This is a genomic window from Cognatundibacterium rivi (assembly GCF_018139565.1).
GTDB lineage: Bacteria > Pseudomonadota > Gammaproteobacteria > Burkholderiales > Burkholderiaceae_D > Undibacterium > Undibacterium rivi.
In genome coordinates this window covers 333690-356160 of record NZ_JAGSPK010000002.1, presented here as the reverse complement: position 1 = coordinate 356160, position 22471 = coordinate 333690, and the positions used below count along the sequence as shown (strand labels likewise).

14 protein-coding genes are annotated in these 22471 nt (G+C 51.1%); 6 read left to right on the top strand and 8 right to left on the bottom strand.

Features of this window, described 5'->3' with window-relative positions:
* Window positions 1–98 precede the first annotated feature (98 nt).
* Window positions 99–3047, bottom strand: a complete 2949-nt coding sequence (locus KDM87_RS05940) for a bifunctional diguanylate cyclase/phosphodiesterase (RefSeq protein WP_212678219.1) — start codon at window positions 3045–3047, stop codon at window positions 99–101.
* A gap of 417 nt (window positions 3048–3464) precedes the next feature.
* On the opposite strand from KDM87_RS05940, the gene KDM87_RS05935 reads away from it, so the two are divergent.
* Both KDM87_RS05935 and KDM87_RS05930 read left to right on the top strand, forming a co-directional pair.
* The gene (locus KDM87_RS05935) at window positions 3465–7544 is read left to right on the top strand and encodes a Pls/PosA family non-ribosomal peptide synthetase (protein WP_212678218.1); all 4080 of its coding nucleotides are present in this window, start codon (window positions 3465–3467) and stop codon (window positions 7542–7544) included.
* A gap of 4 nt (window positions 7545–7548) precedes the next feature.
* Window positions 7549–8175, top strand: a complete 627-nt coding sequence (locus KDM87_RS05930; protein WP_212678217.1) for a 4'-phosphopantetheinyl transferase family protein — start codon at window positions 7549–7551, stop codon at window positions 8173–8175.
* 147 nt (window positions 8176–8322) lie between these two features.
* Here KDM87_RS05930 and KDM87_RS05925 read toward each other — a convergent pair whose 3' ends face one another.
* A complete protein-coding gene (locus tag KDM87_RS05925) occupies window positions 8323–8550 on the bottom strand; it encodes a hypothetical protein (protein WP_186883374.1) in 228 nt (75 codons plus the stop codon).
* A gap of 393 nt (window positions 8551–8943) precedes the next feature.
* On the opposite strand from KDM87_RS05925, the gene imuA reads away from it, so the two are divergent.
* The 3 genes from imuA to KDM87_RS05910 are packed head-to-tail and all read left to right on the top strand — an operon-like array spanning window position 8944 to window position 14566.
* Entirely contained in the window at window positions 8944–9705 is a 762-nt protein-coding gene (gene imuA, locus KDM87_RS05920; RefSeq protein ID WP_212678216.1) for a translesion DNA synthesis-associated protein ImuA, read from the top strand.
* A gap of 32 nt (window positions 9706–9737) precedes the next feature.
* Entirely contained in the window at window positions 9738–11363 is a 1626-nt protein-coding gene (locus tag KDM87_RS05915) for a Y-family DNA polymerase (protein ID WP_230407613.1), read from the top strand.
* Window positions 11363–14566, top strand: a complete 3204-nt coding sequence (locus KDM87_RS05910; protein ID WP_212678215.1) for an error-prone DNA polymerase — start codon at window positions 11363–11365, stop codon at window positions 14564–14566. Before KDM87_RS05915 ends, KDM87_RS05910 begins: the two co-directional genes overlap by 1 nt.
* A gap of 135 nt (window positions 14567–14701) precedes the next feature.
* Here the strand turns inward: KDM87_RS05910 and KDM87_RS05905 are convergent, their stop codons facing one another.
* Both KDM87_RS05905 and KDM87_RS05900 read right to left on the bottom strand, forming a co-directional pair.
* A complete protein-coding gene (locus tag KDM87_RS05905; RefSeq protein ID WP_212678214.1) occupies window positions 14702–15643 on the bottom strand; it encodes an L-lactate dehydrogenase in 942 nt (313 codons plus the stop codon).
* 90 nt (window positions 15644–15733) lie between these two features.
* The gene (locus KDM87_RS05900) at window positions 15734–16087 is read right to left on the bottom strand and encodes a YkvA family protein (protein WP_212678213.1); all 354 of its coding nucleotides are present in this window, start codon (window positions 16085–16087) and stop codon (window positions 15734–15736) included.
* 393 nt (window positions 16088–16480) lie between these two features.
* Between KDM87_RS05900 and KDM87_RS05895 the strand changes: the two genes are divergently transcribed.
* Entirely contained in the window at window positions 16481–17308 is an 828-nt protein-coding gene (locus tag KDM87_RS05895) for a TIR domain-containing protein (protein ID WP_212678212.1), read from the top strand.
* A gap of 91 nt (window positions 17309–17399) precedes the next feature.
* Here KDM87_RS05895 and KDM87_RS05890 read toward each other — a convergent pair whose 3' ends face one another.
* From KDM87_RS05890 to KDM87_RS05875, 4 genes are all read right to left on the bottom strand, one after another.
* Complete coding sequence (locus KDM87_RS05890; RefSeq protein WP_212678211.1) at window positions 17400–18710, bottom strand: ABC transporter ATP-binding protein; 1311 nt, start codon at window positions 18708–18710, stop codon at window positions 17400–17402.
* 108 nt (window positions 18711–18818) lie between these two features.
* Window positions 18819–20552 carry an ABC transporter permease gene (locus KDM87_RS05885; RefSeq protein WP_212678210.1) on the bottom strand — a complete coding sequence of 578 codons (1734 nt, stop codon included), beginning with the start codon at window positions 20550–20552 and terminating at the stop codon, window positions 18819–18821.
* Window positions 20553–20996: 444 nt separating this feature from the next.
* Window positions 20997–21647 carry an ankyrin repeat domain-containing protein gene (locus KDM87_RS05880; protein WP_212678209.1) on the bottom strand — a complete coding sequence of 217 codons (651 nt, stop codon included), beginning with the start codon at window positions 21645–21647 and terminating at the stop codon, window positions 20997–20999.
* 8 nt (window positions 21648–21655) lie between these two features.
* Window positions 21656–22435 (bottom strand): TatD family hydrolase, encoded by a 780-nt coding sequence (locus tag KDM87_RS05875; RefSeq protein ID WP_212678208.1) that lies wholly within the window; start codon window positions 22433–22435, stop codon window positions 21656–21658.
* Window positions 22436–22471: the final 36 nt, after the last annotated feature.

Sequence of the window (22471 nt, the reverse complement as noted above, 5' to 3'; positions counted from 1 at the left end):
TTTATCAGCATTCCAGATACTATGCCGCAGCAAATGTTGTTCCGGACGTTTTATTTCGATACACACAAAAACATTGGTATTTTTGATGGCAGAGCCAATCAATGCTCTTGTTCAAGTGGTGTTTTATCACCCCCTTGCTCTATTAATTGCACAAACTGTGCAACAGGTACGGGGCGGCTGAATAAGTATCCTTGCGCCTCGTCACAAGCGGACGCTTCCAAAAAGGCTAGTTGCTCGGCGGTTTCAACGCCCTCTGCAATCACCGATAACTGAAGGGTGTGGCCTAATTGAATGATGGCTCTGACGATCGATGCGCCATCAGAATCACTCAGCATATCCCGGACAAATGACTGATCTATCTTGAGTTTATCGACAGAAAGTCGCTTCAGATAAGAGAGACTTGAATATCCGGTTCCGAAATCGTCAATCGACAGTTTGACGCCTAATTCTTTTAAACCGTGTAAAGACTTGATCGTTGTTTCGACGTCCTGCAGCAGGATTGATTCTGTCAGCTCCAGTTCCAGAAGTTCTGGCCGTAAGCCGGAAACAGCCAGCGCATGACTGACGATTTTAAGGACGTCGCCGCGTTTGAATTGCAAGGCCGAAAGGTTGACCGCTACCACTGGCGGCACAGAATATTTATCCTGCCACGCCCGCGCATGGCGACACGCTTCGTTGATGACCCATTCACCGATTTCAATAATATGACCACTGCGCTCGGCAAGCCCGATGAATTTACCGGGTGCAATCAGCCCATCCATAGGATGTTGCCAGCGTATCAGCGCCTCCGCAGCGATGATTTTTCCGCTTTTAATATCAATCTGAGGCTGATAGTGAAGCACAAACTCATTATTGCGTACCGCGCTGGATAAGCCTCCGGTTAAGCGGATTTGCTCGACCAGACCTGCATTCATGTCGCGTGTAAAGAAGCGGTAAGTATTGCGTCCCGCTTCTTTTGCGCTGTTTAAGGCGGTGTGAGAGTGTTTTAATAAGGTATCGAAATCATCACCATCGATGGGATAGAGTCCTATCCCAATTGAGCAGGAAAGATTAACCACATCGTTATTAATGGTGAATGGTGTGGAAAATGCTTCGCGGATTGTATTGCCAACCTCTGCTACCCCCGGAACATCATATTTTCCCGTCAGCAGAATCACGAATTCGTCGCCACTCAAACGACTCATCGTGGCGGTCGCCGGAATGCATTGCTGCAAACGGTTTGCGACTTCTACCAGTATCTGGTCGCCGATACCGTAGCCGAGGCTGTCATTGATTTGTTTGAAGTGATCAAGATCCAGATAGAGCATATTGACCGTCATGTTTTCATTGTTAGCGACAATGACTGCATGATCAAAGCGATCGCGTAGCAATAAGCGGTTTGGCAGATTGGTCAAGGGATCGAAATTCGTCAGAAATTCCAATTTCTCTCTGGTTTCTGCGTTTTCTGCACGCGTGCGTAAGGTGACAATGCAATAAGCTATGTCATCTACCAGTTCTTCCAGCAGGTGCACTTCTGCCGGATCAAAAGCATCTGCTTCACAAGAGTAAATATTCAAAGAGCCGAGAATTTTTGCATCACAGATCAGCGGTAATGAAACACTGGATTGATAGCCACGCTCTAACGCGGCTTTGCGCCACGGCGCCATACTGGCATTCGTCAGGATATTCTGAATAATATGTGGCGTACCTGTGCGGATTGCAGTACCAGTCGGGCCTTGCCCTTGTGGATTGTTACCCCACGAAATATTAATCGTTTCCAGATAGCCGCTTTCATAGCCAGCTTGCGCAACCGGGCGCACCGTTTTCGCCTGATCCTCTTCTGCATAGCCGACCCAGGCCATCAGATAACCACCATTGTCTACGCACAAGCGGCAAATTTCGGACAAAAGATGATGTTCGCTTTCGCTACGTGACAGTGCAATATTGCAGTCGCTGATAAGTCTTAGTGCCCGATTGAGTTTCTTTTGCTCGGCTTCGCTTTGTCTTAATTCACTGGTCATGCTGCGTGCGATTGCCAATGCACGGGAGCGTCCGGTAACCAACAGCCACACCACAATCGCTAAGAGTATGCTGGCGATACTTCCGGTAGCAGCAATAATATTTGCCCTGTCACTTTTCAATCTGGCGTCGAACGTTGGTAATGAACTAATGACGATATTCCACTCGTGCCCGAATAGATTTAATACCTTTGTCGTACGAAAAGCAGCATTATTATTTTCAGTGATTTGTTTTGACTCGAACATCAACTGACTTTTGTCAATTGAATTGCCGTCATAGATACGCAGATGAAAAGGCGAGCCGCTTTCGTCGAAACGATGACCGAGTACCCCTGTCATCAGATCATTCATGCGAAATGGCGCATACACCCAACCTTCAATATTCTCGTATCGCTCTTTGATGTTGGTATGCTTGCTATGCAAGCGGTAAATGGGCATATACATGAGAAAGCCCGCCTGCACGTCCTGGTCAGTCTCCTGCACCAGTTTCACCCTGCCTGAAATGATGGCGGTATTTTCCTCTGTTGCCTTATTCAGTGCAGCACGACGAACGGTTTCTGAGTACATGTCATAGCCGATTGCACGCTGATTGCGCCAGTTGGGCGGCTGCAGATAAGTAATCGGAGCGTATATCTCACGCTCACCAGATGGCCGGATATCGTATTCGGTTGACCCGGTTGCGCGCATGACGGCAATGTGTTCTGTTTTTTCTTTCGACTTAACAAAACGGGCATAACCAACGCCCTGAATGCCGGGAAATTTATCTTCAAACTTCAGTGTCTCTACGTAACGGCTGAATTCAGCCTGAGTGACTTTATGGGAGGCGGTAAACAAACCTGCCACACCTTCCAGGACTTGTTCATAGTTTTGTAATCGTCGGTTGATATTGTCAATGATCTCATTTGATCTGTATTCGAACTCATCATGCAGCGCCTGACGATTCGCCTCACGGGGCGTATCCTGCAGCGCATAGGTCAGCGCCAGTCCAAAAATCAGAATGATCCATGGGATGAACAGGAAACTGCTGGGGAGGTTTTCTTTTTTTAACATAGGCAAAAAAAATGACGATCAGTCGTTCTAAACATAATTACTAACAGCACCAACTGAGCTAACCGAGAAATCCTCGTAGATTTTATTGATCTTATGTAATTGATCTTATATATCAAACAATCTAATGCAAACCATAGCTGACAGACTTCTGTATGGTCAACGCTTTCCTGCCGCATCGTCTTTTTTTGGGTTATTCCACGAACGGACGAGGTCGAGTCCGCATTTTGATCATGCGCAATAAATAGAAACAGATGTTGCTAAGTGCGCTATTACGACATTATTTACTTTCCCGAAATGATAAACTCTCAGTCTATCGACATTGCGCGTTATTCCCGCTTCCTGATCCAGATCAACTAACAACGCTGCCAGTAATAATTAAAACAATTAAACAATCGTCGTCACCACTTCTGAATACTTATGCCTTCGTCTAGCAGCACCCTTGTAAGCTCATCCGATAGCGGAATTTTGTATGGACAGTCTCAACCTGATCTGATTCGTGAAGAAATTCTTGCTGACATTCTGGAGGCTACCGCCTCTCTTTATCCAGACAAAACAGCGCTGATTTTTGAAAATCGCTCACTGACGTATAGTGAGTTAAATCTGGCTGCCGACCGTGTGGCTTCATTTTTGATTGCATCCGGAGTCGGCCCTGGGCAAATCGTAGGTTTGTGGTTACCGCGTGGGATTGATCTGCTGGTGATGCAGGCTGGTATTGCGAAAACTGGCGCAGCCTGGTTGCCTTTTGATGCTGATACGCCCGTCGACCGCATTGCCGTTTGTCTGGCAGACGCGAACGCTATCGGTATTCTGAGTTGTGCCGAATTTGAAGCGCAGTTGCATTCATTGCCTCATCAGGTCTGGATCGCAGAAACAGCGATGGCACATCAGCCAGAAACTTGGTTGCGACGTCGCGCTAGTCAATCTGGCTCTCCTGCCTATGTGATCTACACCTCAGGCTCGACCGGAAAGCCCAAAGGCATCTTGGTCAGTCAGGCCAGCATCTGTCATTTTTTACGCAGTGAAAATCAGGTATTAGGGATCCAAGCGACTGACCGCGTCTATCAGGGATTTTCAGTGGCCTTCGATATGTCATTCGAAGAAATCTGGATCAGTTATCTGGTAGGTGCAACCTTATGGATAGCACCGAAAACCATTACGGCCGATCCTGATCTTTTGCCTGTCGCGCTCGCAGAAAATCACATCACCGTTTTACATGCCGTTCCTACCCTACTCGCGTTATTCACGCAGGATGTGTCCAGCCTGCGTCTGATTAATCTTGGCGGCGAAATGTGCCCGGAAGCGCTGGTTAATCGCTGGAGTAAACCGGGACGGCAAATATTTAATACCTATGGCCCGACGGAGGCAACAGTATCAGCCAGTCTTGCGTCGTTGCAGCCGCAGCAAGCGGTGACGATAGGCAAACCATTGCCGAATTATTCGCTGATGGTGATTGCGACCGATATTGAACATGGCCTGCGCTTGTTGCCGTGGGGAGAAACGGGTGAACTTTGCATTTCCGGTCCCGGCGTCGCAACTGGTTATCTGGGGCGGCCTGATTTAACAGCAGAAAAATTTCTGCCAAATCCGTGGGCAACACAAGCCAACGAAGCGCGTTTATACAGAACCGGTGATCTTGCCTGTATACAGCCGGATGGCAGCGTTGTTTGTCTTGGACGTGCCGACGATCAGGTGAAGATCCGTGGTTTCCGGGTTGAGTTGGGTGAAATTGAAACCGTTCTTGCCCAGCAAGCCGGTGTCGGTACCGTGGCAGTGGTTTTGCGTCAGGATCAGGGGATAGACCAGATCGTTGCGTTCATCGTCCGCGAAGACAGCCATGCAGAAAATACTGCTGCACCGATGGCGACGCAATCCGACGCTGAATTCGGCGCAGGCTTGCGGGGCATACTCAGCGCGCTTCTGCCACCATATATGGTGCCGTCGCGTTTCGAATTCATGACGGAAGTTCCGCGCCTGACCTCAGGAAAAATCGATCGCAATGAGTTAAAACGATGCGTCTTACAAGCCGCAGTCGCATCCGGCGAATCGGACGTTGCGGAGTCCGCAACCGAGGAAGTGTTGTTCAGCGCGCTGGCAAGCTTATTTCCGGGGCAAACAATACGGCGCAACGCCGATTTTTTTAATGATCTTGGCGGCCATTCGCTGATGGCGGCAAAACTGGTTTCTGTATTACGAAAATATCCCCGTTTTGCGTATTTTAAGATTGCCGATATCTATCAGAAACGCAGTGTGCGAGGTATTTCCGAGGTATTGGAGACAGCCGGCTTGCTGCAGGACGCCGCGCTTGCTGATGTTCAGAAAACGCAGGAAACCTGGAACCCTGCTCCTGCCTGGAAACGCTGGATTTGCGGTGCAGCTCAGGCAGCAACGGTGCCGTGGCTGGTAGCGATGCGCATGGTGCAATGGCTGACGCCATTTTTCGCTTACCATTTTTTTACCGGTGATCCCGGTGACTCGATTACGCGCGCAGTGTTGTTGTCGGTTGGCGTGTTTTTATTATTGACGGTGGCGGAATTCGCGATTGCGATTATCGGTAAATGGCTGATTGCCGGACGATTGAAACCCGGTCGTTATCCGTTGTGGGGTGTCACATATTTCCGCTGGTGGCTGGCAGACCGGCTGGTCGATGCAGCACCAGTCTATATGCTGAGTGGCTCTGCGTTGTATTCGTGGTGGTTACGTGCGCTCGGCGCGAAGATAGGCCGCGATGTCATGATAGGTTCGATCACTTTGCGCGCGCCGGATCTGCTGTCCATCGGTGACGGTGCCAGCATAGGTAATGCAACGAATCTGGAAAATGTACGGGTTCAACATGGTGAACTTCTGATCGGCAGTATTAACATTGCCAAAGATGCTTACGTCGGTTCGTATTGTGTACTCGAAGGCAATGTAACCCTCGAAGAAGGTGCGCATCTGGAAGGCCAGTCTGCGTTGGCAGAAGGTCAGATTATTCCACGGGATCGTATCTGGAAAGGATCGCCGGCAAAAGATATCGGCGCATTTGATGCTCATGCTTATTCGGCAAGACCAGCTTACAGTAAGCTGCGCGCCATCGGCGAAAATACATTCTTCATCGTCGGCTCGCTTTTTATCAGTGCACTGTTTTTTATGCCGGTCTTCCCCAGTTTTGTGACAATAGACTGGTTCGATAATGCCGACAATTTTCCGTGGTTGCAAACCAATTCCGTTCCTTTGCAATTGGCCAAATATTTCATCCTCGCGTTTCCGGCGACAGCTGTTCTGATTGTTTGTACTGCCCTGCTTTCTGCTGGCATACGCTGGAGCATTTTGCCAAAACTAAAACCGGGTAGTTACGCGGTACATGGCAACATCTATTGCGGAAAATGGCTGGTCAATCAGATTCAGGAATCGAGTCTGAATGTACTGCACGGCGTGTATGCAACAGTCTATGCGCCGTTCTGGTACCGTATGCTGGGGGCCAAAGTCGGCAAAGGTGCAGAAATTTCGACAGCATTGGGCGTGGTGCCGGACATGCTGACACTGGGCGATGAAACCTTCATCGCCGATGCCGTATTACTCGGAGATGAGCAGATAGATCGCGGTTGGATGACCATGCATCCAACGGTTGTTTCGCGGCGTAGTTTTGTCGGCAACGGCGCCTACATCCCGGATGGAACGGTATTGCCTGAGAATGTGCTGATTGGCGTGCATACCTGCGCGCCAGACAATGCGCAAATGAAAAATGGCGATACCTGGCTGGGTTCGCCGCCGATCAATTTGCCAGCACGCGAAGAGGTCAAGGGTTTCCCCGAATGTTTAACGTTCAAGCCTTCAGTGATGCGACGCATAGGACGCACATTGGTCGAAACTTTCCGGATTATTGCGCCCCATGCGATGGTGATTGCGGTCGGCTACACCGTCGTTCTTGATCTGATGCCGTTGGCGGGAGAAGATCGTTGGGCTGAGGTGTTGTATTACCTGGTAGCTTCAGGCTTACTGTATGGGGTCGGCAGTTTTGTCTTTGTACTGGTCCTGAAATGGTTGCTGATTTTCCGTTACAAGAAAGCCAGCGTCCCCATGTGGACGCCATTTGTCTGGTTATCGGAAGGTATTACCAATTTATACGAAGGGATTGCCGTACCAAATTTCATGCGTTATCTGCGTGGTACGCCGTGGTTACCGCTGGCATTCAATCTGCTCGGCTGCAAAATTGGTCGCGGTGTGTATATGGACACGACCGATATTACCGAGTTTGATTGCGTCAGCATTGGTGACCACAGCGAAATCAATGCCCTCGCCTGTCCACAAACCCATTTGTTTGAAGATCGTGTCATGAAAATTGATCATGTCAGCATCGGTGAACGTGTTTACATGGGGCCGCGCAGTGCCGTTTTGTATAGCGCGGTTGTCGGCAATGATGCAAGCTTGGGGGCACTGACGCTGGTGATGAAAGGGGAATTTATTCCTGCGAATTCGCATTGGCGCGGTTGCCCGGCCGCGATGACGGCAAATAACTAGCCATATGCCGGACCTGCGCGCTGTAAGCCTGCCAGATTTCCCTGTCTATGACTGGGAAACACAGCGCTGGTCTGCTCTCGATTATTTCAGGCAACAGTCCAACGTTGTGATCGGACTGTCTTTTCCACCAAATCTTCAGCGCGAAACGGCCAGGCAACAACTGCATCTCGCCATCACTGAATTACTGATGCAGGCGTTTTTCTGTGCAGCGGAACAGATACGACTGATCCGTGTCGCTGGTAGCAGACTGCAATGCTTCGTCGCCACACAAGAGGTTTTTATTTCCGTCAGCCATGAGCCCGGTTTATCGTTGGCCGCGATCAGTCAAAAACAACTGCCGGGTATCGATCTGATGGCAGTCAAGACTATCGATGATTGGCAGGATGTTGCCAGCATCTATTTCAGCCCTCAGCAAATCGCAACACTGCAACAGGCGCAAGACGGTGAACGCGCAGTGCTGTTTGCGCAGTACTGGACCATGCTGGAAGCACATTTTAAATGTGCGGGAATTGCCATAACAGAGTACAACGCAGATGTGCAGCAACAGATAGCATCAGCTTTAAAAAACTCTTGCAGCTATGCGCTGACGTTGCCCTTTGACTATGTCGGCGCACTGATACTGTGTCCTTGATCATTTCCCCAGTCTTACCTGCAAGGCTGGCGTTCAGTTTGTTGCGCTTGCTGATACTGCTGCTGCCCTACGGCATGCGCAAGCAATAACAAAAATAGCAAAATCAGACGTGCCTATTGCGAAGCATAAGGCGCGAATCCTCAGCGCTTACCAGTTTGCCTTGGATAAAATAATCAGCCATTTCTTGCAGAATAAAATTTCCAGATGCCCTGCCTGTATGCCCGTGGAACAATCCAGTACGGGATTAACGTAATACGCACGCTGTCTGTAATCGCGGCAGACGAATATCTCACGACGACCTAAGCGCAGTAAAAAAGAAGTTGGTGACAATTGCAGACTGAAACGCGTATCAAAAGATTGGTCGAGGTATGCCATAAATGAATCTCCGAGTTGGTTATAAAGGCAGTTCATACTTTTTCCCTGACACTTGAAACGCAGAGCATTTCTGGTCACTACAAAAAAAATACGAACTTCCCTGATACAAAAAAAGATCGTGAAGGACATCATCGAGTGCTTCGTTCAGTGAGGCTTTCATTCATCACTGACTCATCGTTTGTCCATGGAAAGTACTTTAACATAAAATACTGTATATGCAATCAGTATATTTAAAAGTGTCGCAAACTTTCCACTACTGAGAAATCAGCATAGCGCCGCAAAGCATTGGCTGGCTTCACTTTCCAGCGATATTGCAGATACGTCTGAAAAACTATTGCAGTTCAGATAGTCTGATTTATACTGTACGCATAATCAGTATAAATTTATTTCGGCATGAATAACAACGCGCAAACCCCTGTTTTTAATGGCCTGCAAGAACTGCACCCCGCACTCTGGCGCGCATCGCAACTCGCGCACGGCGTGGCAAAAACAGTGGCAAGCGGCTACATCGCTCTGAACCAGGAGTTGCCGGATAGCGGCTGGCCATTAGGGCAACTGACGGAAATATTGACCCAACAAGAAGGCACAGCAGAGTTACGGTTGTTATTGCCGGCAATCAAAAAAATGGGCGCCCGCCCGCTTGCATTGCTGGCCCCGCCCTACACGCCACAAGTCACGGCTTTATTGAGCCAGCAATTGTGCTCATCGCAATTACTGTGGGTGGCGAGCGATAAACATGCAGACAGTTTGTGGGCAGCAGAGCAAATATTACGGCATGGCAGCTGCGGCACCTTGCTATTCTGGCAGCCACAGATACGCACCGAGGCATTGCGACGACTGCATCTGGCAGCACAAGCATCAGAGACTTTGTTTTGTCTGATACGACCTTTAAGTGCAGCCGCCTCTGCATCGCCTGCGCCTTTGCGTGTCAGCGTGAGGCCGACAGCATTTGGTTTGCAAGTGCATTTACTTAAACGACGCGGAGCTTTGCGCGAGGCACCTTTGCCTTTGTATTTACCAGATCATCCGTATCTCAATCCCTACATCAGCCCGCGTGCGCCGGAAATCCCATCTTCTGCTGTCGAGACCGCATCGGTCCGGCATAAAGCGTCCGGTGCGTTTCGCGATCATGTGCAACCTAAGCATGCTAGCTGAGTGATGCTAAAAAAGCTAAAAAAGGCTGAAGTATGACGGCGCACTTCCCTCCGCGACATGAACGAAAAATCAGTGTAAATGCAGATGCAAATACAGAAATGTCGTCAGGAAAATCGAGCAAATCGCGCAAATCCGCAACTGTCAGCACAGCGGCTGCGCCGCCGCAGCTCTGGCTGGCCGTGCATTTCCCTTTGCTGGAGCTGGATGTGTTTTTACCGTACTGGCAGCGGCGCAGAGAAGATCACGGCAGCGTCGTCTTACAACAAAACCGCGTGACAGCGATGTCTGAAACCGCGCAACAGGCTGGCGTACGCGCCGGCATGCGGCGTGGCGGCGTTCTCATGTTGCTACCAACGGCAAAGTTGTTTCAGCGGGATTTAGTCAGACAAAAAAATGCCTTAGAGGCAGCAGCCATCGCCTTGTTGCGATATACGCCGCAGGTGGCCGTTGCAGAAGAAGCCACTATCGTGCTGGATATCGGTGCCAGCTTGCGCCTGTTCGGTGGCTTGCGTGCGCTGCGTCAGCATGTACGGCAAACCATGGAAATACTGGGTTTGCATACCACCATTGCCTGCACCCCGCTTGCCAAAGCCGCTTGCATCTTAGCCCGTGACGCTGCGCGCCAGCACCAATCCGGCGCGCAGTGTTTGCATGCGCAGCGCTTGCCCGCCAGACTGCATGCATTGCCAGTCAGTCTGCTGAGCTATGCCCGTCCATGCCTGGAATTATTACAAGGGCTGGCATGTCACACGCTTTTTCATCTGCAGCAACTGCCGCGTGCTGGTGTGCAACGCCGTTTTGGCAAAGCCCTGCTGGATGAGCTGGATCAGGTTTATGGCAGGCAAAGCACTTTATTCACTTGGGTCGTGGCAGCGCCGCAATTCCATGCCCGGCTGGAATTGCCCGACAGGCTGGAGCGCAGCGATATGATGCTGACGTATTGCCATAGCCTGCTCAGGCAATTAAGCGGCTGGCTCAGTGCGCATCGTATCGCTGTGAAGCAAATCCGCCTGCAATTGCAGCATGAGCGCGGTCGTCAGGCGGTCGCACCAAGCATACTGAACATCGTTATGGCTGAGGCTTGCTGGCAAGACGCACATTTGCTGCCGCTGTTCAAAGAAAAGTTAGCGCAACTCAGCCTGCCATCGGCTGTGATTGCGCTGGTGCTGGAAGCGCCGGAAACAGTCGCACTTAATGTGCAAAGCGAATCCTTGTTTCCTGAACCGGGAGGAAAACCGGAAGACCATCAGCGTTTGCTGGCCTTGCTGGTGGCCCGGCTGGGCGAGGATCATGTCTTGCAAGCCGCGCCATTGGCCGATCATCGGCCTGAAATTGCGAATCAATGGATATCGGTCGTGCAAAAACGCCCGGCAGATGCAGAGATGCCTGCTGCTGCCCTGCTCCACAGACCCACATGGTTATTGCCGCAGCCAGTGCCGCTGACGTTGCGGCAACATCGCCCGTATTACCGCTCAATTCTGACGATAGTTTCACCCGCAGAACGCATAGAAGCGGGCTGGTGGACTACACAAACTCAGGCCCGCGATTATTTTGTTGCCACCAGCGCCGACCATGTCCGTTACTGGATTTACCGCGAACGTTCCAGCGATCCTGAAAGCACGGCACCGCGCTGGTTTTTGCATGGGGTGTTTGGCTGATGCGCAACGATGATCATAAACACAATGCTGCTGCGTCTGCTGGCCATCAATTGCCCGGATATGCAGAATTATTCTGCCTCTCGAATTTCAGTTTTCTGGAAGGTGCTTCGCATGCTGAAGAGTTAGTCAAACGCGCGGTGAATCTCGGCTATCAGGGAATCGCGATTACCGATGAATGCTCCCTCGCCGGTATCGTGCGTGCGCATGAGGAAGCCAAAAAACATGCGCTGCCGCTGATGGTCGGCGCTTATTTCAGGCTGACTGAAACAGAGAATGGTGTTCCGGGGCCAACGCTGATTATTCTGGCCTGCAACCGCGAAGGCTATGGCAATCTGTCTGAACTCATCACCCTGGCCCGCAGCCGCTGCATCAAAGGCAGCTATTTGCTCAACACTACCGACTTCAGCCATCCGCCAGCCGGTTACGAACATCTTGCAGGCATGCCAGATTGCTTGCTGATACTGGTGCCCGAATATCCTTTGCGCCCGCCCGTTCTGGCACAACAGGCCTCCTGGTGTGCGCAGGTCTTTCCGCAACGCAGCTGGATGGGGTTGAATCTGCTGCTGCAATTAGCTGACGCTTATCAATTGCAGCATGTCAGCCACATCGCTGCTGAATATGCGTTACCGGTCGTTGCCATCGGCCATGTCACCATGCATGTGCGTTCGCGCAAGCCTTTGCAGGACACGATGACAGCCATACGTCTGGGCAAAACCATTGCCGATTGTGGTTATGCACTGTCCCCCAATGCAGAACAACATCTGCGCTCGCGATTACGGCTGGCCAGTATTTATCCACCATCGACGCTGGCTGAAACGCTGCGCATTGCCAGCTTGTGCCATTTTTCACTCGATGAATTGCGCTATGAATACCCGGATGAACTGGTTCCCGCCAGCATGACACCCGCGCTTTATCTGCGACAGGAAGTCATGGCTGGCGCGCATCTGCGTTATCCCAAAGGCATACCGGATCACATTGCGGCAACGATAGAACATGAGCTGCATTTGATTAATGATCTTGCGTACGAGCCTTATTTTCTGACGGTGCACGATATCGTCAAATTTGCCCGCAGCCAGGACATTCTTTGCCAAGGGCGCGGTTCTGCCGCGAATTCCGTCGTTTGCTATTGCCTGCACATCACGGAAGTGAATCCCGAAGTGAATACCCTGCTGTTTGAACGCTTCATTTCCAAAGAACGTGGCGAACCGCCAGACATCGACGTCGATTTTGAACATCAGCGGCGTGAAGAGGTGATGCAATATATCTACAACAAATATGGTCGCAATCGTGCTGCGCTGGCAGCTGCAGTACATACCTATCGCCCGCGCGGTGCGCTGCGCGAAGTCGGCAAGGCACTCGGCGTTGATCTGGCGATTATTGATGCCGTCGCAAAATCTCACCGCTGGTTCGACAGCAAACAGGATTTACTGCATCGTTTTGAAGAATGTGGCCTTGATACGCAGTCCATGCTGGCGCAGCAATGGGCCGCACTGGCAACACGTTTATTAGGGTTTCCGCGCCATCTGTCGCAACACAGCGGCGGCTTCGTGATTGCACGCGGCAAGTTATCGCGTCTGGTACCGATAGAAAACGCTGCCATGAAAGACCGCCGCGTGATTCAGTGGGATAAAGACGATCTTGAATCGCTGGGTTTGCTGAAAGTCGATGTGCTGGCGCTCGGCATGTTATCGGCATTAAAGCGGGCACTCGATATGATGGCGATGTTTCCCGGCAAACCATCCACGATACAAGAGATACCGCGTGAAGACATCGCCACCTATAACATGATCTGCAAAGCCGATACTGTCGGCGTTTTTCAGATTGAATCGCGGGCGCAGATGAGCATGCTGCCGCGCCTGCGTCCGCGCGAATTTTACGATCTGGTGGTACAAGTCGCGATTGTGCGCCCGGGGCCGATACAAGGTGGCATGGTGCACCCGTATCTGCGGCGGCGTCAGGGGCTGGAAGCGGTAGAAACCTATCACGATCCGGCAATGCAAAAAGCGCTGGGACGCACGCTCGGTGTACCTATTTTTCAAGAGCAGGTGATGCAGATCGCCATGCTTGCCGCCGATTTTACACCTGGCGAAGCCGATGGCTTGCGACGCGCGATGGCCGCCTGGAAACGCAAAGGCGGGCTGGAGTCTTACCATGGCCGCATCGTCAATGCGATGGTTGGCAATGGTTACAGCGAGACTTTTGCCGAAGGGATATTCGAGCAGATGAAAGGCTTTGGCGAATACGGTTTTCCTGAAAGCCATTCAGCCAGCTTTGCCATTCTGGCTTACGTCAGCAGTTGGATCAAACGGCATGAGCCTGCCATTTTTTTATGCTCGCTGCTGAATTCGCAACCGATGGGTTTTTACTCGCCATCGCAGTTGCTGCAAGACGCCCGTCGCCACGATGTGCAGGTACGCGCCGTCGATGTCATGCACAGCAACTGGGATACCTCGCTCGAGCCAGACATGCATTTCAACCGCTACACGCAAACCCCGCAACCTGTGGTGCGTCTGGGCTTATCTTTGCTGAATGGCATGTCGGCAGCGGCAGCGCTGCGCATACAGCAAGCGCGTCAGCAACAGGCGTTTACCGATGTCACCGATCTGGCGCGGCGTGCAGAGCTGAACCGCCATGATCTGCAGGTGCTGGCGGCAGGCAACGCCCTCACCTCGCTTGCTGGTCACCGGCGTCAGGCCTTGTGGCAGGCAGTCGGCTCCTTGCCGGATAAAGATTTACTGCGCCCGACCACGTTACAGGAATCTGCGCCAGAGTTGCGTGCGCCTTCGGAAGCACAAGAAATTTTCAGCGATTACCACAGCATGGGGCTGACTTTGCAACGCCATCCGGTGGCCTTGCTGCGCACGCAATTGCTGGCGAAGCGGTTTCTGCCGGCAGACACACTCAACACTTTTCAGCAAGATCAGTTTGCCCGCGCCTGCGGCATCGTCACCGTCAGGCAACGCCCGGGAACCGCTAATGGTGTTTTGTTTTTAACGATAGAAGATGAAACCGGCCCGGTGAATGTGATTATCTGGCCGTCGCTGCTGGAGCAGCAAAGGCGCGAGGTGCTGGGCGCGCGCTTATTGGGTGTGTATGGAATATGGCAGCGCCAGAATGAAGTCTGCCATCTGGTCGCCAAACGGCTGGTGGATATGTCGCATCTGCTGGGCGAGCTGGCCGTCAGCAGCCGTGATTTTTGTTGAAAATGTGCATCTCAGACGCAGCGATCTCCCAATGAACATGCGCCTTTGCAGCGTTTTTTACCATGCAAGGCGCATGCTAATTCAGTCTCGCTCAGGGTAGTTTCAATCTCAGTCTGTATTAAGCTCAATGCAGCCTTAATACTGTATCGATTGCAAATGCGTTTTGATAATCGTCGCGCTTTGCTTTAATGCCGCATGTTCTTCCGCATTCAGTGTCGGCAAGATCGTCATTTCTATACCATCACGCCCGATGATGTGCGGCAGCGAGAGGGCCACATCCGGCACACCTTCGACTTCCGTCATCACAGAACTCGCCGTAAAAACACTGCGCTCGTCAAACAAAATGCAACGGCTGAGCGCCGCAATCGCCGCACCGATACCGTAATAAGTAGAGCCTTTACCCGCGATGATTTTATAAGCGGCACGCCGCACATCCTGATCGACCTGCTGCATGATTTCTGCGCTCAACGGCTGACCGCTGGCAAGTGCAAATTGATCGAGTGGCACGCCCGCGACACTCGCGCCCGACCAGTTCAATACCTCAGAATCACCATGTTCGCCCAGCACATACGCATGCACAGAACTCGGTGCAACGTTATAACGCTGGCCCAGCAAAGTGCGGAAACGCCCGGTATCGAGCATGGTGCCGGTGCCAAGCACGCGCGATGCGGGCATGCCTTCCTGCACCGCCAGCTTGGTGGCAATCTGCGTCATGATATCGAGCGGATTCGTCGCAATCAGAATAATCGCGTCCCGCGCAGCGCGCACTATGGGCGGAATAATGCCCGCAAAAATTTCTGCGTTTCGCTGCAACAGCGCAAGCCGCGTTTCGCCGGGTTGCTGATTCACCCCCGCCGCCACAATCACCAGCGCACAGCCAGCCAGATCGGCAAACGTGCCGCCATGCACATTCACCGGATACGAAAACGGCGTCGCATGCAAAATATCCATCACATGCGCCTCTGCCAGCGCAGGAAAATGATCAACCAGCACCAGTTCGCTGCCTATGCCCTGCAACACCAGTGAATAAGCTGCAGTGCTACCAACGTTGCCGGTACCGACGATACCAATTTTCATACATACTTTCGGAAAGAAAAACCTGAATCAGACAGGTCTGAAGAAGTGAATAAGAGGCGCGAAAGATGAGCGAAAGACGATCTGCCAGCCTCAGTCGGAAGCAGCCTCGCTACCAAACCAACTCTGCAATTTTTGCTTGGCCTGCGCCTTTACGTCTGCCGTGATGTACAGCGACACCATCGCCACCGCAGCCGCCAGCGCACCCAGATCATCGCTGTAACCCGCCAGCGGAATCGCGTCGGGAATCGCATCCAGCGGCGAAATGAAATACGCCAGCGCACCGTAAATCACCGTCTTCGCCCACGCCGGTGTTTCCGGACGCTGTGCCGCATAGTACAGATACAGCGCCTTTTCTATCACCTCACGCCCTGCCTTCAGCGCAAAGCCTTTGAGCTTTTCCCAGAAACTGCTGTCCGAATAAGCGGTATGTTCCGGCGTCGTCATCGCGCATCCTTTCAAAAAAACATCCCAACACCCCTGATTTTACGCCACAGAACGGCAAAAAATACTGGGGGGAGTATATTTAATCGCCCAATGAATACGCTGAGAATAAGGCGAAAATGGCACATACTCCCCTGTTTTTATCAAAATGATTGTTATTCAGTGCAATTGAAGTGCCCAGATAGGTATGACAGCGAAACGTATTCGTCAAGACTTTTGCGTGCGCTTCTCATACCTACCGTATCAAAGCCAACTAAACATAAGTGGTTAGTTTAACTAAAGACAAGCAGCAGGCACTGCATAACAAAACACTTTTAGTATTTGGTTAATTTTTCAAAGCTAGGTTAAGATTCACGTCTGTCAAATTAGCACATCTTCGAATAGGAGTATTCAGTCTTGAGGAAACCACGGTTATTTATTGCATCATCTGTAGAGAGCGTCGCTATCGCAGAGGCAGTAAACGTAAATCTCGATCATGATTTTGAAATCACTATTTGGAAAAATGGTACGTTTAAACTTTCATCTTCAACAATTGATGATCTTATTGAGAAATCATCTTCGGTAGATTTTGCGCTCTTTATTTTTGCTCCTGATGACATCGCTACAATTAGAAGCAGAAATGAACATGTTGTGCGTGATAACGTAATATTCGAAATGGGTCTTTTTATTGGAGCTATCGGTAAATCACGTTCATTTATATTAAAACCAAGAGATGCAGAAATGCATTTACCTACTGATCTTCTCGGTGTTAATCCAACGGATTACGATGCAAATCGCTCGGATGGAGACTTGGTGTCTGCAACAAACAGGGCGTGTGCTCTTATAAAATCTGAAGTAGGGAGAATAGGTTTAATTAATCACGCCACATTGTCTGAGTCTAGAAAGCTAATAGCCAACCCTACAAATTATGAACTTACGGAAATAGATTTCCGTTTTTTAGGTGCTTGCTTACAAAGCCACACAGCAAATCCATTTGGGTTAGCGTTTTATAGAATTTCTAATAATTTACGTAGTGTAAACGAGGCATTGCTTCAAATAGCTTCTATCAAGCTTGAGCGCATGGGGTTACTCAGCAAAACCATAGAAACGGATGAGCAAGACGGATACGACTATTACGCATACTCAATTACTGAAATTGGAATTGATGTGTTACTTAAAAATGAACATATATTTCATCCAAGAGCAAAAGTAATGTCTGCGGGCTTTGATGACATGGACTTCTAGTACTAACTATTTGCTCAACATAGTAAGGTGCACCGCTTTTGCAACTACGCGCAATTTGCCAGCATCCTGCGCTAGCAAATTGAGCAGCACATTACGACGCTTTCTGCTCCGTATCTTCCGGCAAAGTCAGGCGCCCGGTGTGGTAGTCGTATTCATAGACTTCACCGTAACGACCCCATTCGATAGCGACTTCCAGCACACGTTTGGCTTCGTCGGCTTTGAGGAATTCTTCCAATAATTCCAGCAGCGGTTGCTCGGGCAGACTGGCGCTGACTTCGGCTTCGAGGTTGCGGCGGATGTGGGCGGCCAGTGGCACGTGGGTCAGCAGTTGCTGGCCGAAGAGTTCCTGTTTGTGGTTCTTTTCTGCCTCGTAATATTTTTGTCCCATCGGGGTCAGGATGATGTCGCCTTTGTCGAGCACAGCAAAGCCCAGCAAGCTCAGTGCTTCGTAAGTCGGGAACAATTCTTCGTCGGATAATTCGGATTCTTCTGCCAGTTGCGGCAAATCGGCACGGCCATTGAACGGCACGTCGGCCAGCATATCGAGCACGCCTTCGATGCGGCTGACATTGGTATCGGGTAATCGATAGCCAAGATGACGCGCGTTCGAGGTGTCGGCGGTAGCTTCGTGTGCGTGGCGCATCGTCATCAGACCATAGACTTCATCAATCAGCGCGCGCACTTCGACGGCATCCACATCACGCGGACGCGGCAGATCGATTTTGACTTCGCATCGAATGGTGCCGGGGTCGCTGGAGAGAACGATAATGCGGTCGGCCATCATCACGGCTTCTTCGATGTTATGCGAGACGATGAGTATGCCTTTAGTGGAGATTTTTTTATCCTGCCAGAGTTTCAGCATGTCATTGCGCAGGGTTTCGCCGGTCAGCACATCAAGCGCAGAAAAGGCTTCGTCCATCAGCAAAATGTCTGGGTTTGTCACCAGCGCGCGGGCGATACCGACGCGTTGTTTCATGCCGCCGGAAAGTTCGCGTGGTAGCGCACCGCCAAAACCAGCAAGACCGATCAGCTCTAACACGGCGTCGGCACGACGTTCGCGCTCGGCCGCTGGCACGCCCTGCGCTTCTAAGCCGAGTTCGACATTCTGCTGCACGGTCAGCCACGGAAATAAAGCGAACGATTGAAACACCATCGCGATACCGGCCACCGGGCCGTAGATGTCTTTATCACGATAGGCGACTTTGCCTTTGTCGGCGGGAATCAGGCCCGCCATGATGCGCAGCAGTGTCGATTTGCCTGAGCCGGATTTGCCAAGCAAGGCGACGATTTCACCGTCTTTGAGTTGAAAATCAACTTTGTCCAGAATCAGGCGCGATTTGCCGTCGGTGGCTTTGAAGGATTTGGCGACTTGATTCAGGTCGATCAGTAAAGCTTGTGTCATGTGTATTCTCCTGACAGCGGCGTTGGTTTATTGCCGCTGCGTTTCATGGTCGTTATGCGTAGGTGCTGTGTGAGCAGTATGTGCAGATAGTGATGCGCGCTAAGCAGATCAGCGGATATGGTCTTCGGCCAGCAAATACAATTTGCGCCAGAAAAACCGGTTTAGCAGCATCACAAAAATACACATCACACCAATACCGAGCGCGATGCGGTGAAAGTCCCCTGCTTCGGTCATTTGCTTGATGTAACTGCCCAGCCCATCAGCAATCAGCGTGGTTTTACCCCAGGTGACATATTCCGCAACGATACTGGCATTCCACGAGCCGCCGCTGGCGGTGATCGCACCGGTGATATAGCTGGGGAAAATCGCAGGCAGATAAACGCGCTTCCATTTCAGCCAGCCTTTGAGACCCAGATTATCTGCCGCCAGACGCAATTCATTCGGTATCGTCGCCGCACCGGCAACAACGTTAAACAGGATGTACCACTGCGTACCGAAAACCATTAAGGGGCTGAGCCAGATATTTGGCGTCAGATGCAGCGACACCATCGCCAGCACCACCAGCGGAAACATCAGATTGACCGGAAACGCCGCCAGAAACTGCGCCACTGCCTGCACTTTTTGCGAATACTGCGGGCGCAAACCTATCCACACCGCAATCGGCACCCACACCAGCGAAGCCAGCGCAATCAGTAGCATGACGCGGATCAGCGTGATTATACCCAGCCCGGCGACGTGCGCCACTTCGCTCCAGCCGACATCGCTGTGTATGAACGTCACCAGCCGGTAAATCGCCAGCATGGTCACGACAATCAGCACACCATCAAAAACACGTGACCACAGCGGGCTGATCGTTTTCTTGGCGGCGCGGGTTGATGTGCCGTCGTAACTGACACTGAACCACGACAGCGCATGGCTCATCAGGGACCAGAATTGCTCAGTCCAGGTGCGCACCCAGCGGCTATTACGCATCCAATCCAGCAGCCAGGATTGTTGCGCGGTATCGCCTTGCGATTCTTCAAAACGAAACTTGTCTGCCCACGCGAGCAAGGGGCGGAAAAACAACTGGTCGTACAGCAGTATGCCGCTCAGCATGGCTGCGATGGCCCAGGCAATCGCATGGCCGTCTTTGGCCTCAATCGCCACTGCGATGTAAGAACCGATGCCGGGTAATTTAATGTCCTGGCCAGCGACAGAAATCGCTTCGGCAGCGACCAGAAAAAACCAGCCTCCTGACATCGACATCATCATATTCCACAACAAGCCGGGCATCGCAAATGGTAATTCCAATCGCCAGAACCGCTGCCAGCTCGATAGCCTGAAAATGTGTGCAGCTTCCTGTAATTCTGCCGGTACATTGCGCATGGACTGATACAAGCTGAACGCCATATTCCACGCCTGCGAGGTAAAGATCGCAAAAATCGCCGCGCATTCAACCCCAAGTAAATTACCGGGGAACAGCGCAATAAACGGCGCAATGGCAATCGCCTGAAAACCCAGAATCGGCACCGATTGCAGAATATCGAGCGCCGGAATCATGACTTTTTCAGCGGTGATGTATTTGACCGCAATCGCCGCAAAAATCAGGCTGAATAACAGAGAAAATGCGAGTGCCGTAAACATGCGCAAGATCGTGCGCAGCAGATAGTAAGGCAGATAAAACGGATCAAGCGATACCTGCAAGGCTTCACCAACCGAGAACGGCCTGCTCATCTGCATTGCTGCAAACGCAAATATGCTTAACAGGGCGAGAATCAGCGGTAATAAAGCCCAGTCCCAACGATTCGGGCCGCTGCTATCCAATGCGTCTTCGTGTGAACGAAGTCTGAATAATTCAAACATGCGTACCTCCGGATAACAGGACATACGCAAAAAAAGAGGATGTCAGATAAGCCTGACGAAATAAGGTGATGCGCAACAAACTACCTCCCCTGTTGCTGACAATCGTGCCAGCAGCATAGACAGATGCATTCTACTCCGCAGCGGTGGCAAGCGAAACTACGCGACCACAACGGATGACAGAAAAAACGAATTGGGTAAGTAGGAGTGCAGCGAAATACGGAAGAAAACCGCTGAAGAAACTACTACCCGCCAGATGGCAAGGTAGCAGCAGAGTATCTGTGCTTACATTGCCAGGTTAAGCTCGATCGGGGATCGACAACTATAACTGTCCACAGAATTAACTCCAAAATTAAGAAGTCCGAACTTTAACACAGAGCTTCGTGAATAAACAATATGCTGCACTGCAATCAGAACAATACGAAACAAAAAATCAGCGATGTAGATTTACTTTTTCTGCGCAGCGAGCGATTGCTGTAAAAGCTCGGTCAGATCGCCATGCTGGCTTTCTTTAGCAAAATCAAGCGCTGTCATGCCGAGATCATTTTTCAATGTGAGATCAGCGCCTTCGACTATCAACAATCTGGCGGCATCGAGTTTGCCAAAACGGGTTGCCATCATCAGTGGCGTTGTTTTGTTTGGTGATTCGGTATCGATGTAGGCGTGATGTTCGAGTAATAAAGCGATCGCTTCGACACTGCCATTCGCCGCTGCGTAATGCAGCGCCGTCCAGCCCGGCTGATTAACTTCGGCGCCGTGCGCAATGATTTTTCTGATCGCGTCAGCATTCCCGAGAAAACTGGCAACCATCAGCGCGGTATCGCCATTTTTTGCGCGGGCATTGATTTTCAGATCCGGTACTTGCAGCAAAACATCGACGACACGCATGGCATTGTTTCGGAGTGCGGTCATGAGCATTGATTCGCCGCGATATTCTTCTACCGAGTTGACATCCATGCCGCGCTGTAAAAATTCCTGAACTGCAGGCGCATCATTGAATTTCACAGCAAAAACAAAATCCGCATAAGCATCGGCTTTTGCTGCAACCGGCAACAGACAAACAAGAGCAAGCAGTAATGCAGCAGGCGTTAAGCGCATGGCGAACCTCAATGAGCAAACTGAAACAGCTTGAAGAAATTTTTCGTGGTGGTTTCCTGCACTTCTGTAACGGAAACACCTTTGAGATCAGCCAGAAATTCCCCTACATGTCGCACAAAGCCTGGCTCGTTCATTTTTCCACGATGCGGCATCGGTGCCAGATAAGGTGAATCGGTTTCTATCAGTATGCGATCCAGCGGCAGGGCTTTGGCGACTGCTTGTAAATCTTTGGCACTTTTGAAAGTCAGAATGCCGGAGAAAGAAATATAAAAGCCCATTTCTATTGCCGCCAGAGCGACTTCCAGTGATTCGGTAAAGCAGTGCATCACACCGGCAACGCCACCATCTGCGACGCCAGCGCCCTCTTCACGCAGAATGCGTATCGTGTCTTCTGCTGCGGCTCTGGTATGAATAATCAAAGGCTTGCGACTCAGTCGCGAGGCGCGGATGTGTTGACGAAAACGTTCACGCTGCCATTCGAGGTCACCTTTTAAGCGGAAATAATCCAGCCCGGTTTCGCCGATGGCGATGATGCGTGGACGTTGTGCCAGTTCGACCAACTGCTCCGCGCTCGGCTCCGGCGTATCTTCGTAATCAGGATGCACGCCGACCGACGCATAAATATGCGGATATTGCTCCGCCAAGGCCAGCACTTGCGGGAAATCGGGCAAATCCACAGACACACACAGCGCATGAGTAACGCCGTTATCCGCCATTTTTTGCATGATTTCCGGCATACGCGCAGCGAGTTCAGGAAAATTGATATGGCAATGAGAATCGACGTACATAATTAATAGTTTCAGTAAATGCCTGATCAGGCGGTG